This is a genomic window from Mesorhizobium sp. WSM2240 (assembly GCF_040438645.1).
Lineage (GTDB): Bacteria > Pseudomonadota > Alphaproteobacteria > Rhizobiales > Rhizobiaceae > Allomesorhizobium.
On sequence record NZ_CP159253.1, the window covers coordinates 938,138 to 953,723 of the forward strand.

At 60.1% G+C, this 15,586-nt stretch carries 9 protein-coding genes and 5 pseudogenes; 2 read left to right on the forward strand and 12 right to left on the reverse strand.

The window, feature by feature from the left end:
• Window positions 1-5: 5 nt before the first annotated feature.
• From ABVK50_RS04440 to ABVK50_RS04460, 5 genes and pseudogenes are all read right to left on the reverse strand, one after another.
• Complete coding sequence (locus tag ABVK50_RS04440; protein ID WP_353642670.1) at window positions 6-152, reverse strand: hypothetical protein; 147 nt, start codon at window positions 150-152, stop codon at window positions 6-8.
• Window positions 153-526: 374 nt separating this feature from the next.
• A pseudogene (locus tag ABVK50_RS04445) lies at window positions 527-1,007 on the reverse strand (transposase); the annotation flags it as partial.
• A gap of 1,271 nt (window positions 1,008-2,278) precedes the next feature.
• The gene (locus ABVK50_RS04450) at window positions 2,279-2,845 is read right to left on the reverse strand and encodes a CpaD family pilus assembly lipoprotein (RefSeq protein WP_353642669.1); all 567 of its coding nucleotides are present in this window, start codon (window positions 2,843-2,845) and stop codon (window positions 2,279-2,281) included.
• Between the two features lie 9 nt (window positions 2,846-2,854).
• The gene (locus ABVK50_RS04455) at window positions 2,855-4,231 is read right to left on the reverse strand and encodes a type II and III secretion system protein family protein (RefSeq protein ID WP_353642668.1); all 1,377 of its coding nucleotides are present in this window, start codon (window positions 4,229-4,231) and stop codon (window positions 2,855-2,857) included.
• 109 nt (window positions 4,232-4,340) lie between these two features.
• Window positions 4,341-5,027, reverse strand: a complete 687-nt coding sequence (locus tag ABVK50_RS04460) for a response regulator transcription factor (RefSeq protein WP_353642667.1) — start codon at window positions 5,025-5,027, stop codon at window positions 4,341-4,343.
• 393 nt (window positions 5,028-5,420) lie between these two features.
• Between ABVK50_RS04460 and ABVK50_RS04465 the strand changes: the two are divergent.
• A pseudogene (locus tag ABVK50_RS04465) lies at window positions 5,421-6,203 on the forward strand (transposase); the annotation flags it as partial.
• Between the two features lie 34 nt (window positions 6,204-6,237).
• Here ABVK50_RS04465 and hemN read toward each other — a convergent pair.
• From hemN to ABVK50_RS04490, 5 genes and pseudogenes are all read right to left on the reverse strand, one after another.
• On the reverse strand, window positions 6,238-7,572 hold the full coding sequence (gene hemN / locus ABVK50_RS04470) for an oxygen-independent coproporphyrinogen III oxidase (protein WP_353642666.1): 1,335 nt from the start codon (window positions 7,570-7,572) through the stop codon (window positions 6,238-6,240).
• A gap of 434 nt (window positions 7,573-8,006) precedes the next feature.
• Window positions 8,007-8,467 (reverse strand): annotated as a pseudogene (locus ABVK50_RS04475) (transposase); the annotation flags it as partial.
• An 11-nt stretch (window positions 8,468-8,478) separates the two neighbouring features.
• Window positions 8,479-10,155, reverse strand: coding sequence for a S8 family peptidase (locus ABVK50_RS04480; RefSeq protein WP_353642665.1), 1,677 nt, complete (start codon window positions 10,153-10,155; stop codon window positions 8,479-8,481).
• Complete coding sequence (locus ABVK50_RS04485) at window positions 10,140-11,078, reverse strand: hypothetical protein (protein ID WP_353642664.1); 939 nt, start codon at window positions 11,076-11,078, stop codon at window positions 10,140-10,142. The genes ABVK50_RS04480 and ABVK50_RS04485 overlap by 16 nt, the downstream gene beginning before the upstream one ends.
• An 8-nt stretch (window positions 11,079-11,086) precedes the next feature.
• Window positions 11,087-12,064, reverse strand: a complete 978-nt coding sequence (locus tag ABVK50_RS04490; protein WP_353642663.1) for an ATP-binding protein — start codon at window positions 12,062-12,064, stop codon at window positions 11,087-11,089.
• Window positions 12,065-12,199: 135 nt separating this feature from the next.
• On the opposite strand from ABVK50_RS04490, the pseudogene ABVK50_RS04495 reads away from it, so the two are divergent.
• Window positions 12,200-12,369, forward strand: a pseudogene (locus ABVK50_RS04495) (transposase); the annotation flags it as partial.
• A 149-nt stretch (window positions 12,370-12,518) separates the two neighbouring features.
• On the opposite strand, the gene ABVK50_RS04500 reads toward ABVK50_RS04495, so the two are convergent.
• Window positions 12,519-12,998 (reverse strand): transposase, encoded by a 480-nt coding sequence (locus ABVK50_RS04500; RefSeq protein WP_353642662.1) that lies wholly within the window; start codon window positions 12,996-12,998, stop codon window positions 12,519-12,521.
• 856 nt (window positions 12,999-13,854) lie between these two features.
• Window positions 13,855-15,329: pseudogene (locus ABVK50_RS04505) on the reverse strand (NAD-dependent succinate-semialdehyde dehydrogenase).
• Between the last annotated feature and the right edge of the window lie 257 nt (window positions 15,330-15,586).

Consider the following 15,586-nt stretch of genomic DNA (forward strand, 5'->3'; position numbering starts at 1 on the left):
GTGCTTCAGCTTCCCATCTCCTGCATCCAGCTGATAACCGCAATGCGATCGGGCTGGTTCTGCCAGAGCGCCGACTCGACCTCCTCATCCAGAACCGCCCGCGGATTGATGTCGGTGCGCGAGCGGCACTCCTCCAGGATCACCTTCCGCAAGTTTCCCGATCGGAAGCCAAAGGTAATCATGCGCAGGGGAAATGGCCGACGGATTATTTCGGCGCGCAGCCATTTCTGGGCAAGGCACGCTCAGAGGCCTGGCGGACCATTCGGCGCTGCCCGGCTGGCTGGATGCGCTCTATGCGAAGCATGCGCTCAAGGGTAAGCGTCCGATTGTTACCGCGGAGATTTCGCTTTGATGCGTGCAATAATGTCGGAGTCTGAGACGAAGTCTTCGAGTGGGCGGCGCCCAGGGCGTCCCAGGATCGTGACTCAGGAATTGGTGTAGCTGACGGCGTTGGTCGCCGCGCTCTCCGGCAGGAAGCCGGGCTGCTCAGCGCGCCACGGCTGGCAGGCTGATAGCCGATCATCGCTCATCTGCTGATGGTCTCAATGGTCATGTATCGGGCCCGCTGCACGGCCCAGTCATCGTTCTGCTCGAGCAGCAGCGCGCCGACGAGGCGGACGATGGCGTTGTCGTTCGGGAAGATGCCGACCACGCCGGTTCGGCGGCGAGCCTAGCGACGACGCGCCATTGCGTGCTTGCGGCCTCCGGCGTCTCCTGGGCGAAGGCGGTGGCGATGAAGGCCGGGACGACGCGGCGGCCACTCTTGCGGCGTGCGCCAGCACGTTCCTCATGAAGTGGACGCCACCCGGCAGCGCTGCCATGTGGCTAGAGCACCTTGGTCACGGCCGCCTTCAGACCTATCGGAGATGACGAGCTTGACCCCGCGCAGGCCGCGCTGCGTGAGCTTGCGCAGGAACTCCGTCCAGATCGGCTCGGCCTCCGAGGCGCCGCGCGATGACGAGGGCGACCGAGACGATGCGCCCGCCGCGGCGCACCTCCAGATAAGTCGGTGGAGCAGGCGACACGCGCCTTTGCTGCCTCACGGCAGCCGGTTTCGCATCGCCTCTCGCCGAACTTTTCGACGTAGGTTGGCGGCTTTCGCCTTGACGCTGCCACGCCACCTTTCGGTACAATGACCAAGATCAAGATCGCTTGCCACTCGAGCCGTAGCCGTCGCTTCACGCGCTGCCAATGAAGGACGCCGCTCAGCGCTCGTGTCCGTTGTGCTCGTCTAAGAGGGTTGTTGGAGCGTTGGAGCTGGATGATCCATCGGGAGCGCCGTACAGAGGGGAGGGGCACCTATCTCGATCAAGCAGGAACATATATCGTCAGAGCGCGCGTTAGCAGATCCAATGGCTCGGCACTGTGTCGGATAGTTGATCAGTTGCCGGGCTCTGTCATCGGGCGATGAATATACCCTGTTGTGGGCATCGAAAATTCCCTAGTTGGCGCTGCTGCCGCCAGTTCCGGGACGCGTGCCGGAAATAGCGGCTTTCGCTCCGTCCGATAGTCCGTCCCAGTCTTCGCGGGCGGCATGGTTCTGGTCTCGAAATGACCGGAATCGGGGCGTCTCACCTGGCCACCGACCCCCGGCGGCTCGAGTCGGCTGGCGCGCGAGGAGCTCGCCCTTCTGGTGGCGGTCTCGACTGGACTCGGGTGCAAAGAGATATGCCAAAAGACCGGTCACAGTGACGCGTGAAGAGACCATATTTTTACCAGAAGATTCGGGATCGCCTGGTGGGGTTGATCATGTCGCCCCGCCTGATTCGTTGCCATCGGATCCTGCCGGCTGCAGAGACTCGTTCTGCTCTTGAACCCGATGAGGCGGAGGCTGCGCGTCTCTGCCGATCTGCTTCGGCATAGGATCTTCGTTGAAGACCGCTGGAGCATGACAGATCAATACTTACAGGAGCGCTCAACTGATCACTGCATGACCGCAGCCTTTGAGGTCCCTACCGGACGCGGTCCCGATGATGCGGTGGCTAGGACTGTCGCTTGCCTTCCGGTCGCGCACTCTTACGAGATGGGCAAATCGGTTATCGCACTGGACCAGCATCCCGATGGCAGACATCGCGCTGACCAGACCGAAGCATGAAGCTTGGCGTGGCCTCAGAAGAAGCGATGGAACCAGCGCTCTCACGCTCTCATTGGTATCACGCAGTCGGAATGAACTGCCCTCAATCGGGCGATACAGTGTGTTGCCGAACGTTCGCTGCGTCTCTCCTGGACTTGACTGCACCGGACCCGTTGCCGAATTGTCTCTAAGAATAGAGCCATGTCAGCCACCTTTGCCCGTCGCGAATGTCCTGTATGTGCTAACGGGGATGGCCGCACGATCGCCATCGCCTGGCACGACAGCCTTATTGTCGAGCAAATCGCGTGGGTCGTTCACCATTACTGCTAGATTGCGTTGTGTCGAACAGCCAAGCATCTGTTCGAACGATTTGTTTTCGAGTAAACGACCGGAATACGGCGGACAGACGGGCGGGCGGGCATGATAGACTATCGCCTCTATTCGTACCGCGCCGGCTTCGTGTTGATCGAGCAAATGGATGTTGTGAGCGTCAATGGCCATTTGCCTGGCCTGATGGACTGCCTCTGCGCTGAGCCGGGACGACCCGCTGATAAGGAGGTGAAGGGCATCGCGCCGGCCGCGACTGGCTTTCTTGAGGAAAACACGCAAACGCTGCCGTTCGGAAGCGCGAAGGCTCTCTAAGATCAGGACGGTGGTCTCCTGTTGGATAAGAATTGGCGCCGATGGCTCGACATAGATCGGCGCAGTGCTTGTGCAGCCACTTACGCTGGTCGTCAGAGTGATCAGGAGAACTACGGTCCGCAAAGTCATTCGGTTACACTATTTGATGATGAAGCCGAGACCGGCCTTGGCCCCTGGCGAGCCGGTGGGGGCAGCAGCGCGACCTCGCGGCGGACTTGCCGGCGAATTGGTAGGAGTGCCGCCCCCGTCCAAAGTCGGCGCCATCCGCTCCGTGGGTGTGCTCATCTGGTTGGGGCTGGAGCCTGGTCTTACGATGTAAGGCGTAACCAGAATTATCAGTTCTGATTCTTCCTTTTGAAACGAGGAGGAACGAAACAGCGCGCCAAGGATCGGCATTTCACCGAGCCAGGGAAAGGCAGTGACATTATTGTTGACGTTGCGCCTGATGAGACCGCCAATCGCAAAGCTCTGCCCACTGGCGAGTTCGACGACTGTGTCGGCTCGGCGCGTGGAAACTGCCGGCACGGAGATACCGTTGACTTGAACGGCGCCCTGGGACGTTAGGTCACTGACTTCCGGCTTTACGCGAATGTTGATTTGATTGTTGCTAAGAACGGTCGGTACGAATTCCAGGCTGACGCCGAAGTGGCGGAATTCAACCGACACTTGCCCGTTTTCCTGCAGGACAGGGATGGGAAATTCGCCGCCAGCCAGAAAGCTGGCAGTTTCACCGGACATCGCGGTAAGATTCGGCTCAGCCAACACGGAAGCTATGTGTTCCTTGGCGAGCGCGTCGAGAACCGCGCCGATGTTGACGGCACCATTGTTAAATCCGATTTCTGCTGTCCCGCCGCCCTGCGCTGCACCAGAGCCAGCGCCTCCGCCGCTTAACAAGCCCACTCTGAAATTGTCGATTTGACCGAAGGCGGACAGGTTGACGCCGAGTGCCTTCATGGCGCTACGGGAGACCTCCGCTACGCGTACACTAAGATTAACTTGTAAGGACCCAGCGACCTTGATGTTATTGACGACTTGCGCACCGTCACCGAGATATTGCTCAGTGACCCTTTTTGCGGTATCGGCGACCTCCGCATCGGGCGCCGTACCGCTAAGGATCGCGCCGCGCGGCGTATAGCTGACCTCGATTGAATAGTCGCCGACCTGATCCTTCAACATGGCGCGCAATTCCTCGATCGGTTGGGTGACGACAATACGCAACTCGGCCAGAGCCTCGCCGTTGTCGTCCAAGGCGAACAGGCTGGTCTGCCCGGAGTTCTTGCCAAACACGAAGATGGTTTGGTTCGAGGGTGTCTGAAAGTCCGCGATCGTCGGGTCGGCAACGAAGATGGTGGCGGCTGGCGCCGGCAAATGAACTGTCTTGCCAAGCGAGGAGGAGAGATTCAGCGTGTCCTTGATGCTATTGGCAGCGGCACGCGGCGCTCTGTCATCCTGCTTGTCTTTGGCCGCCACAGAAACTGGAGATAACAAAATGAGCGCGCAGAGGAGATGGCCCACGTAAGGGGGAACCGAAGGTCTCGGGCCGCCGATTAGAATCGGCTGCCGATTGGTGCTAGACCGGCGAGTTGGAACGATTTTCACAGGCTTTTCTTTCAAATTCGACCAACTATGCGGCTGCCGTGTCGGTCAGTTCAAGAATGTAGCCTATGCCACGCACTGTCTTGATCCGCACGGTTGCACCTGACCTACTCAGGTGTCCACGTAAGCGATAGATTCCGACTTCAAGCGCGTTGCCAGATACTTCGTCGTTGAACGAATAAAGATGATCTTCCAGCTGCGCACGCGGCACGATGCGGCCTGCACGATTTAACAGATGCTCCAAAATACATACTTCGCGGCGTGCAATGATCAGGGGATGACCGGCAACCGAAACCTGTCGACCGATCGGATCGAAGTTGAGATTGCCAAATACGACAATGGGGTCGGTCATCTGTGTCGCGCGGCGCCAAATGGCTCTCATTCTGGCGATCAGCTCATCGGTGGAGACGGGCTTGAGCAGAAAATCGTCCGCTCCACCGTTGAAAATCGCAATTCGCTTCTCAAGATCGTTGAGGCTACTCATAACGACGGCAGGAACTGAATGCCCGTTGTTCCTTAGCTGTCTCAGCCACCCCAAGCCATCGCCGTCTGGCAGAGCCAACTCAAGCAGGAGAATCTCGTAGCTCGCGCAACAAAATGCACTCGACGCCTGTTCCAGGGTCCCAACCACATCGACGGCGAAACCGCTATGCCCGAGCGCAACTCGCAGCGCGTGCGCAAGATCTGCATGATGGTCAACGAGCAGAGTCCGCACTTCATCTCCTATTAAGGTAGGACCGGTCACCGTCGGCCATGTCACACCGCGGTGACGGCAGAAGTCGCGCAACTCGTCGCAGTATCGTACCCTCTTTCCGACGGTCATCGCTGTCAGACCAGCATCGCCCTCCAGAGCCTTCTGATTCGATGGCTAGGATGGGTTAGCTTTCGAGAAGCGAATGGGACAAATCTATTTTTCGGATGGTTAAGCATCCATATGATGGATGGATGAAGCTTCTGCCTTTCCACTGCCCTGATTGGCGGGCGAGGGAGCGAGTCCTGCCAGAGGTGCGGGAGTATGGCTGAAACTGGGTGATGACGGTTTGAGGAGAGCGGCGTATCGAGGCGGGTGATGAAGCCTGCCAGAACCTCTCAAGGAGAGCGATACGCCATGAATGAGACTATCAACATTGTTCGCCTTCGTCAGCCTGACGATATCGATGATCCCCTGACGGATGTGCTTCGAGCTGGCGCGCGCAAATTGCTGGCGCAGGCGATCGAGATGGAAGCCGAGGCGTTTCTTGCCGAGATGAAGGATCTCAAGCTTGCCGATGGTCGTGACCGGATTGTCCGGCATGGTCACGCCCCGGAGCGGAGCATCCAGACGGGGATCGGGCCGGTGCCTGGCAGCCGGGTGAAGGTCCGGGATCGCGGCGCGAACGGCGAAGCGGACCGGGTCCGGTTTTCCTCATCGATCCTGCCGAAATGGGCGCGTCGGACGCGCAGTCTGGATGCGCTCTTCCCGTTCTCTAGCTGCGCGGCGTTTCGACAGGGGATTTCCAGGAAGCACTGAGGCGCGCTTGTGGGCAAGGACGCGCCGAACCTGTCACCCTCGGTGATCACGCGGCTGACGGCAGAGTGGACCACCGATTACGAGCGTTGGCAAAAGCGCGATCTTTCGGCACGGCGCTATGTCTATGTGTGGGCGGACGGGGTCTACCTGCAGGCGCGCATGGAAGACCATGCCGAATGCATGCTGGTCCTGATCGGCGCCACGCCCGAGGGCAGGAAAGAACTCGTCGGTTTCCAGACCGGCGTTCGCGAGAGCGCGCAGAGCTGGCGCGAGTTGCTGGTCGACGTGAAGCGGCGTGGCCTGAAGATCGCGCCCGCGATTGCCGTCGGCGACGGCGCGCTTGGCTTCTGGAGGGCGCTCGAGGAGCTCCTTCCCGGCACCAAGCAGCCGATCCGGATCCGCTGCTTGGCTGTGCTTACGTGGCAACCCGGTCGAGAAAAGCATCGAATGCGGCAGCAACAGCACGAATCACAAAGCGATGCTCCTGCCGCACGCGGATGAAACCATCTTCGATTTCCACAATCCCGTCCTCGGCCAGCAACGCCAAGCGTTCAGCAGAATGGTGAAAACGGATCGGGTCAAATCCGTGGTCGGCACAGATTGCCGGCACATCGGCCTCCAAATCGCACATCAGCCGCTCGATAATTGCGCCTCGCACGCGGTCTTCTGTAGTAAGACGATGGCCCTTTGACGTCGCCAGACGGCCAGCTGCGATGTGCCGGCTGTAACAATCCTGTGTAACCTCGTTCTGAACGTAACCGCCGCCGACTCGGCCGATAGCCGACGCGCCGAAACCGATCAGGGTTTTGCAGGTGTCGGCCGAGTAACCCAGCGAGTTACGCCGCAGGCGCCCGGCAGTCTGCGCCAGCGCGAGCTTGTCGTCCGGCAAGGCGAAATGGTCGAGTCCGATCTCTCGGTAGCCGGCGGCAACCAACGTCTCGGCCACAGCCGCAGCCTGTTCGGCGCGGGCAGCGCTGTCCGGCAGCGCTATCTCCTCGATCAGGCGCTGATTCTTTGCTACAGAGGGAAGGTGTGCGTAGCCGAACACCGCCAGCCGGTTGGGGCGCATGGCGAGCGCAGCCGTCGCGGTCTCGACGCACGACTGAACCGTCTGATGCGGGAGACCCAAGATGAGGTCGAAATTGATGTGGCTTACGCCATGTCGCCGCAGCTCTTCGACAGCAGCCAGAGTCTGCGCCTCACTCTGGACCCGGTTAATCGCCTTTTGAACAATGGGATCAAAGCTCTGCACCCCGAGGCTCGCGCGGTTCACGTCGGCCTTCCCTAGGGCTTCGGCCATCTCGGCCGTGAACGTGCGTGGATCAATCTCGACGGCGACGGTAGCCGTTTTCCCAAAGGCGAAGCGACGGCGCAGGAGTCCCATCGTAGCCAAGAACTCCGCTGACCCGATCAGGGTCGGCGTTCCACCGCCGAAATGCACGTCGCCCACGGGCAGCGGCTGAGGCACTTGTTCCGAGACCAAACGAATCTCGTCACGCAGCACAGCCACATAATTGAGGATCGGCGAATCCTGGCGGGTGATGGTGGTAGGAAAACCGCAATACCAGCACGTCGATCGGCAGAACGGAATATGCAGATAGAGCGACACCGAATCGTCAGCCGGCAGCGAACTCAGCCATTCCTGATAATCCTTGGCACCGACCGCCGCGGAGAACTCCGGCACAGTCGGATAGATGGTGTACCAAGGCAGGCGGGCCTCGCGATATTTTGTCAGGATAGAGGTCTGCAACAGTTATCGTCCCATGCTGATAACTGTCATCCTTACCGCTGCGCGCCCCTGGGTCTCTTGAGCTATGTCAACTCCGTTCCGCTTTCGCCGCGAACGTCGTTTGATCAACGTGCCGTTCACGCGAGCCGGTTACCAGCCTGACGATAACCAGTGAGAGACTCGCTGACGTTCTCGCAGCAGATCGAAGAATGCAAGATGCATGCGGATGGTCAGTCCCATCGAACTTCTGATCGATGGCCGTCCCGCGGATCTGGCTGCTGCTCGGTCATGAATTACCACATGCCAACGATGAACAGGTTAGAGTAGCCAAGCATTTCAAGAAATTGCGCCACACGGGTTGCCGACCCGCACGCCGGCTCCTCTCGAGGAGCGATCCTACGATTCACATTTCGGAAATCGCTGGCTGGGTTACCTGGTCTCGGAGACCCCAAGGGATCGTCGAGGATGGCCCGCCAGGCCTCGGTCGTCTCGCCGCCCATATTCTTGACCGCGAGCAGGATCTTCTGGCCGTCCTCGCGCACGCCGATGACCACGAGCAGCGAGATCGCGGTCGCCTTGCGGTCGAGCCTGGCACGAACCACCGTCCCGTCTAGGATCAGGCGCACGATCGGCTCGTCGGCCAGCGAGCGCGTTCCAGGCGTCCCAGTCAGTCTTCACCTTGCGCAAGATGCGACTGACGACGTCCTTTGCCGATCGCGCCGCCGAGCGCACGCCGCACCCGCCTGGTGTTGGTGCCGGCCAGATAAACGGAGGCGATCAGCGCGTCGGCGGCCATCGTGCGCCGCTGATAGGCGCGCAGGACCTTGCTCTTCCACTTCGCCGTCTTGCCATCGCCGGCGTCGAGCCGTACCCGCGGCGCCGCGATCTCGGTAGTGCGGCAGAGTCGCCTGTCCCGGGTGTCAGAATTTAGGGTAGTAACCCAATCAGGGTATTGAAGGCGTGTAGCACATCAGATTCCTTCCGTTGTCGACGGCGACGGAGGCAATGATGAACGCACTCTTGGTACGACAAGCTAGCCCGCAACTTCCTGTCCGCTGTGGCCCTCGCAAGCCTCATCGCGTTCTGGGTCTGAATGAGTCGCGACCTAGCACGCCATCTCAGGCCGCTTCCACTTCGACTTCGATGCCGATCGCATTGGCGATTTCGGTGTAGCGATCGATGGTCGTCTGCGCGCAGGGTAAGAATGAGGGCATAGCGCACTTCCCTGTCATAGCGTTCGAGACGCTTTTTCTCACGCCACCAGCCGCCGGTCGGATAGACCGCCAGGCCGTGGCGATTGGCAAGGTCGGCAGCCGTACCTTCCCATATGTCAGAGTGAAGGGAACCGCGGTCCCGAAGGCGCGGGCCGAGAACCCATCCGTCGTCTTGTCCGCCGCCGTAGGCGCCATCTTCCTCCTCACGCGCGGCCGCATTGATGCGTCCTCGGAAGGTATCCACATCCTCTTCGGGCCGCTTCACGGCAAAACGGAGACCGTGCGAGGCGTAGCGATGGCGCTTCGTCCAGCCCCGCTCCCCCGGATTGGGCTCTATGAAATAGCTCAGCGTCACGCGCAGTTCGACTTGTCCCTCGCCAAGCCCCTCCAGCGTCTCAGCCGGCCACGGCAGATCGTCGAAGATCATATCGCGGGTCTTGATGGCCGATCCGTCAAGGAAGAAGGGCTGCATCACGCTTTCGATCACAAGCGTCACATCATTGGCCTGGCTGCGGATCGCCTTGCCCAAATCAGGAACGCCATATCCATAGCGACGCAGCAGAACCCGTTTGTGGGTCTGTTTCGGATTGACCGGAAGATGCCCGCGCATGGCCGGGGTCCAGTCGGCGGAATGAACGATCAGCCCCCTGACCGTTTCGGGCCAATGCCCCGCGCGGTCGGCCAATATCTGCGCTGCCATGCGAGAAGCCAGGGCCGTTGCAGCGCTCGTGTCCGCGATAACGTTGAAGTAGCCGGCTTGCAGACGATTATTCGTTGTCAGCAGGGTAAGGTCATCCAGATGATCGCTGTCGCCATTGACGGGATTGACGCCGTAATTGCCGCCTTCGAACACGATATCAGGCTTGATCGGCCACTCATTCTGCCATGTAAGGGATGTCCGGCTGAGCGGCGAGAGATCGCCGGCGGAGGCCATCGGACTCCACCCGGCAAAGGTCGCATCGGTGATGGTGCATTTCTCAGTCACCGCTCCCACCGTCAGGGCGTTCCACGCCTGTGCGGGGCTCTCGATCGGCGCGGCATCATTCTTATCAAGATACTCGGCTGCCGGATAAAGAGCGTTCACGTTGCCTGCCGAAAGGACGACAATGCGCGGGGTATCACCGTCGCCATAGGCCAGTTCATCAAGGGCTGCTGACCATGAGGACGGGTGCCCCCGCCAATGATCGCCCGCGCTGGTAACGGCAAGGCAGAAAACCCGCGAACGCTCCGGCGCTTGTATCTCGGCCCGGCTCATCGCCTCCGCAGTGATGTAGCCATAGAGATCGGGATCGTTCGCTCCCTGATCCGGCAGGATTTTCACCGACTCCAGAACATGGCTCAGGCTGAGCGGGTTGGTGCTAGCCAGAGGATCGATCAGATCCCGTTCCACGACTGCTGATCCCCTGCATTAAGGACCGGCGCGATCAGCGGATGAGGGCGCGTCGACCCGGAATCCAGAATACAGACTGCCGGCGCGGTGGCATCAGGGATCTCCAGCCGCTCCGTCAACTCGTCACTCCAATCGCGCTGCTCAGTCGGGTCCATCGCTAGGAACACGGATGGCGTATCTCGCGCGAGCAGCAACTCAGCAATGGCATCGGTATTGGAAACGATCATGCCGATCTGATCGGGCGTCGCGAGCACGAGCACGACCTCACGCTCTGGAAAACGGACGACATGCTCTCGCAATACGATGTCAAGAATGTCGGCCGCATGTTCAAGGATCGGCCGGCCTCCCGTGCGCAGCCAGACTTCCCACCAGGCCTGCTGTCCCGCCGCCGGGAACAGCTGAATGTCATCCGTGAAGAGTGAGCGGGCATGAGCGAGCCGCACATCTTCCAACGAAGCGACGAGCGGCTGATTCTTAGGCTTGCCTGTTGGCGTCTCCTGCGTCCGGTAATCTTCGACCTTCTTGAGGTAGAGCTCCCGCTTGGCCTCCGGAACGAATACCGTGGCCGATAGGCGATTTTCCGGATCGGACTCTGCGGGTCGGACGGCCACCAGCTCGATATGATCCTGCCCCCGCTTGTCTTCGAGCTTGTCGAGCAGCGGGCGCTGCTCTTTGCCGATATCGAATTCTAGATAAAAGCCGGCTTTCCCGCCAGCGATCTCCGGATTGCGCTCCGCGGCCTGTTCGGCCGCGGCTGTGATCGCGGATGTCAGAGCCTGTTCCAGCCGCGCCGCATGCTGCGCGCGATTACGCGCCGGGAGCACGACTTCGCCGCCTCCGCCTCTCGGCCACGTGAACTGCTCCCGCCGCCCGTTACCGTTAATATAAATGTGCTTGAGAGTCCGCTGTTCCCCGTTCGGCATCAGTCCTCTTACCTATGCGCTGCCGAACGCCGCTCCTGTATGGAGACTGACAGGTCCTCGTCGGTGACATCACTACGATCGGCCAATATCGCCCGCTTTGCGGCCTCATCAGCCGCGCGGGAGATTTCGGCCTGGCTAAGACCCGCTGCAAGCTCGACGGCCTTGCCCCAATCCAACTTATCGGTGTCAAAGACGACCAAACGCGATTGAAGTATCTTCAGTGTCACATCCTCGTCGGGGAGGTCGTACTGGATCACGTCATCAAAGCGCCGGAACAAGGCCGGATCGAGCAGTTCCACGTGGTTCGTGGCGGCGATGATCAGGCTGTCGCTGTCGTCTTTCTCCAGAAACTGGAGAAACGAATTCAGTACGCGGCGGATTTCCCCGACATCATTGCGCTCGGATCGCCGTGAGCCGATGGCGTCGAATTCATCGAAGAGGTAGACGCCGCGCGTTTCGGTCATCGCGTCGAATATGATCCGCAGCTTTGATGCGGTCTCGCCCATGAACCGTGTAATCAGGGTGTCGAAGACCACTATGAAGAGCGGTAGGTGCAACTCGCCGGCAAGGGCGCCGGCGGTCATGGTCTTTCCGGACCCGGGCGGACCTACAAGGAGAAGCTTCCGCCGCGGCTGTAACCCCCGCTCGACCAGCTTGTGCTGCTGGCGCTGCTCGGTAAGCACTCTCTTGAGGCGCAGCGCCAGTTCGTCGGTCAAAGCCATGCTGGCAAGCCGCGTCTCTGAAAAACTGACCGATACCAGCGCGGCGAGATCGCCTTTAGGCTGGGCGATAGGAACCGGCCTGCGCGCCCGCTCGACCTTGCCGCTGCGTGCCTGATCGACGAGCGCCCGCAGTTGCTGGGCAACCTGACCGTGGCCTTTGCGCGCCTCATGGGCAGCCACCTGCATCGCGATGGACAGGAACTGATCGTCATCGCGGGCGATATGGCTCTTAAGGAGCGCTATGAGATGCTTTGAGGCCGTCATATCCGGTCCATTGCGTTAATTCGGCCATACGCCTGACAGGAACGGGCCACGAACACGATCAGCCGACTGATGTCGCAAAACCGCTCGCCGCGCAAGCGCGGATCGCGGTCGGATATGTCTATTCGGCTCCGGCAGGCATTCATGGCCATAGGCGAGAGTTTTGCCAAGCAGGAGACCGCAAAGCATTCCAGCCACGAATATGTTCGCGACACGGTTCACGTCAATTCGGTGGAGGGTTCAATTCCCGCGTGCGGCGGACCATCGCGGGCGTTTTCCACCACATCAGCCCACAACACGCCGATCTCACGCGTTCCACAATACCACGATGGCGCAGAGCAACATTCTCTGCGCCTCGCTGAAATTCATCGGGTATGGATGTGGGCTAACCGGCAGCCAACCGATTGTGTCATCGTTTGTCAGTCCTTTCCTCCGGCAAGCCAGCTCCCAAGGCCGCTCAACCAAACCCGAGCTTCATCTTGAGTTCGGCGTTTTCCTTGCGAAGCCGATCGGCGAGGAGCTTCTTCAGACGGGCATTCTCTTCTTCAAGCTTCACCAGATCCTTGAGCTCGTCGTTCTGAGGTGCCTTCCCGGCAACCTTCTTCCACTGATAATAGGTCTGTTCCGATATTCCTGCTTTCTTGACAGCGGCCTTGATGCTCTCTCCCCGACCTGTCTGCTTCTCGATGTCGCCGAGCTTTTGGGCCCGCTCGGCTTCAGAGTATATTTTACGCGCTGCTCGGACCGCAGGGGATACAACCGCTTCAGCTGAAGCGGCCGGCTTGCTCGACTTGGCGGCTCTTGTTCGCACAGCACGTCCCTGCTGCCCGGTTGGCTTCTTCGGCCTCGCTGCCTTTTTGCTGGAGTCGGATGTCTGTTCTTGCACAGGCACCTCGGTCGGTGCCCGATTGGATTCGGTTTCCTTGAGATCGGCCATTAGATACTCCATTGCAATGCCCAAACATCTATTCTCCAACACAACATCAAGGACTTGCGAGCCTTAGTCAACATGGGGAGAAACCTCCTGCTCTGTAGGCGGCGCATCTCATTTACACAGAAGCAGTGCGTTATCGACGCACACGTGCAAAATCCATGTAGTGAGCGAGCGAAACTGAAGCCATCTCAGGCGCGCTGCTTGAGCTTCGCCCGGTGTTCAAGGATCATGATCTCGCGAAACTTCGAGAACATCTTCGCCGATTTCGGCAGCGCGGATGCTGTGCATGGCTTTGCCCCTGACCTTGCCTCGATTTTCCGCCTAGGACCTGTAGGCCTTGTGGTCATGGGGCAGAACGACGACGACGGGCGAGCGCATTTCGTGTCCCGTTACTTTGCCCCCCGGTGCGGGCATTTCCGAGGATCCAGTCACCGGGTCAATTCATGCCACGCTGGTTTCCTACCGGGCCAAGCGGCTGGGTCGCGAACGGCCGATGGCCTATCAGGCTTCGGCACGAGGCGGCGGGCTTAATTGCGAATTGACCGAAGATCGAATCTTTCCTGTTCGGTAATGCCGTGACCTTCATGAAAGCCACGATTTCCCTCCCCAATGGTGCTGCGTAGGCGCTCCCAGAACGGCAGCAAAGTCCACGACCAAGCCGGCGCCCACTCGCCCGCGAGGACCGCGGGAAGGCTTTCCTACAGGCGATGACCATCCGCGACAGGCGCGATTCACGGCAACTCAGCGCTACTAAGCCAACATTGGAAGCGACGCATCGACTGCGACCCCTCGATCAATTCGGCCGAGAACACAGTCTTCGGACCGTTCCACGTCACAGGCGCACCCGTTCGGAAATGCGTCAGATGCCGCCCATGCACAGGTATTTCATTTCAAGGTAATCCTCGAGCCCATGGCGGGAACCCTCGCGCCCGATGCCGGACTGCTTGATCCCGCCGAAGGGCGCCGCCTCCGAGGACATGCGTCCCGTGTTGATGCCCACCATGCCATATTCCAAGGCCTCGGCCATACGCCAGACACGCTTGAGGTTGGAGGCATAAAAGTAGGCGGCGAGGCCGTAGATCGTGTCGTTGGCCTGATGGACGACCTGATCCGCGTCTTCGAAGCAAATGATTGGAGCCAATGGCCCGAATGTCTCCTCTCGCGCCAGCGTCATCTCACTGGAGATATCGGTGAGGACCGTCGGTTGGAAAAAGTACCTTCCTTGCCGATGCGATTGCCTCCGCACTGGACGGTACCGCCTTTCTGGACGGCATCGGCGATATGGGATTCGATCTTGACCAGAGCATGCCTGTCGATCAGCGGTCCGATAGCCACGCCTGGATCGAAGCCGTCACCGACCGAAAGGTGGCGGACTTTCTCCACGAATTTGTCGACGAACTCATCGTGAACGCTCGACTGGACATACAGGCGGTTTGCGGAAACGCAGGTCTGCCCGGCATTGCGGAACTTCGCCTGGATCGCACCGTCAACTGCAGCATCAACGTCGGCATCGTCGAAGACGATGAACGGCGCATTGCCGCCGAGTTCAAGGCTGACCTTCTTGATCTGGTCCGAGCACCGGCGCATCAGCAGCCGGCCGATCTCGGTCGAGCCGGTGAAACTGATCTTGCGGACCTTGGGATTGGAACAGAGCTCGCCGCCGACCGCATCGCCTTCGGAAGCATAGATCAGGTTGACGACGCCTTCGGGAAAGCCAGCCTGATGGGCGAGGGCGAACATTGCGCCAGCCACCAGCGGCGTCTGCTCAGCAGGCTTGAGCACGATCGTGCAGCCGGCCGCCAGAGCCGGCGAGATCTTGCGCGCCACCATCGAGGCCGGGAAATTCCATGGCGTGATCGTGCCGACGACGCCGATCGGTTGCTTGATCACCAGCATTCGGCGGTCCGTCGATGGTGCGGAGATCGTCTCGCCATAGATGCGATTGGCCTCTTCGGCGTACCATTGCAGGTACGCGGCCGCATGCGAAACCTCGGACCTGGCTTCGGCGAGCGGCTTGCCCATTTCCGCTGTAAGAATCGCAGCGAGGTCGTCGGTGTGATCGACGATCAGCTGGTGCCAGCGCCACAGAACGTCGCTGCGCTCGCGGGCGGTCAACGCTGCCCATCCAGGCTGCGCGATATAGGCCTTGTTGATCGCAGCGCGTGTCTCCTCGACGCCCATGTCGGGTAGCGCTGCCAACAATTCGCCGGTCGATGGGTTAAAGACCTCGAAGGACCGTTCGCTAACAGGCGTGCCAAGTGCCGACAGTCGATCAATGGCTTGAAACAGCTCGGGGGATTTCAGGTACCGGATCATCGGTAGGCACAGGGGCAACACCGGGTTCCTCTTCAACGCTGGGACCATATATCTTGGCAGGGCGATGTGCATCCAGCGCGCCTGGCTTTCGCATAGCGCCTCGGACGGACGGCGGGTAGACCCACCGTGATGATTTCTCAACTGCAAGAGGACAATAATTGCAATTCCGGTCGATGCCTCGTCGTCCTCAGCAGGTCAAAAGCAGACCAATTGGACCAATCATGTCTACATTTGCCGGGTTGCCTCGGCATGAAATGGCGCGGGCGACCTGCGGA

What these genes read in the sequence shown, in the direction of transcription:
- ABVK50_RS04450 (WP_353642669.1), bottom strand. Translation starts at nt 2,845, where the DNA reads ATGACTTTGCGGACCGTAGTTCTCCTGATCACTCTGACGACCAGCGTA.
- ABVK50_RS04485 (WP_353642664.1), bottom strand. Translation starts at nt 11,078, where the DNA reads ATGCCGAACGGGGAACAGCGGACTCTCAAGCACATTTATATTAACGGT.
- ABVK50_RS04490 (WP_353642663.1), bottom strand. Translation starts at nt 12,064, where the DNA reads ATGACGGCCTCAAAGCATCTCATAGCGCTCCTTAAGAGCCATATCGCC.
- ABVK50_RS04500 (WP_353642662.1), bottom strand. Translation starts at nt 12,998, where the DNA reads ATGGCCGATCTCAAGGAAACCGAATCCAATCGGGCACCGACCGAGGTG.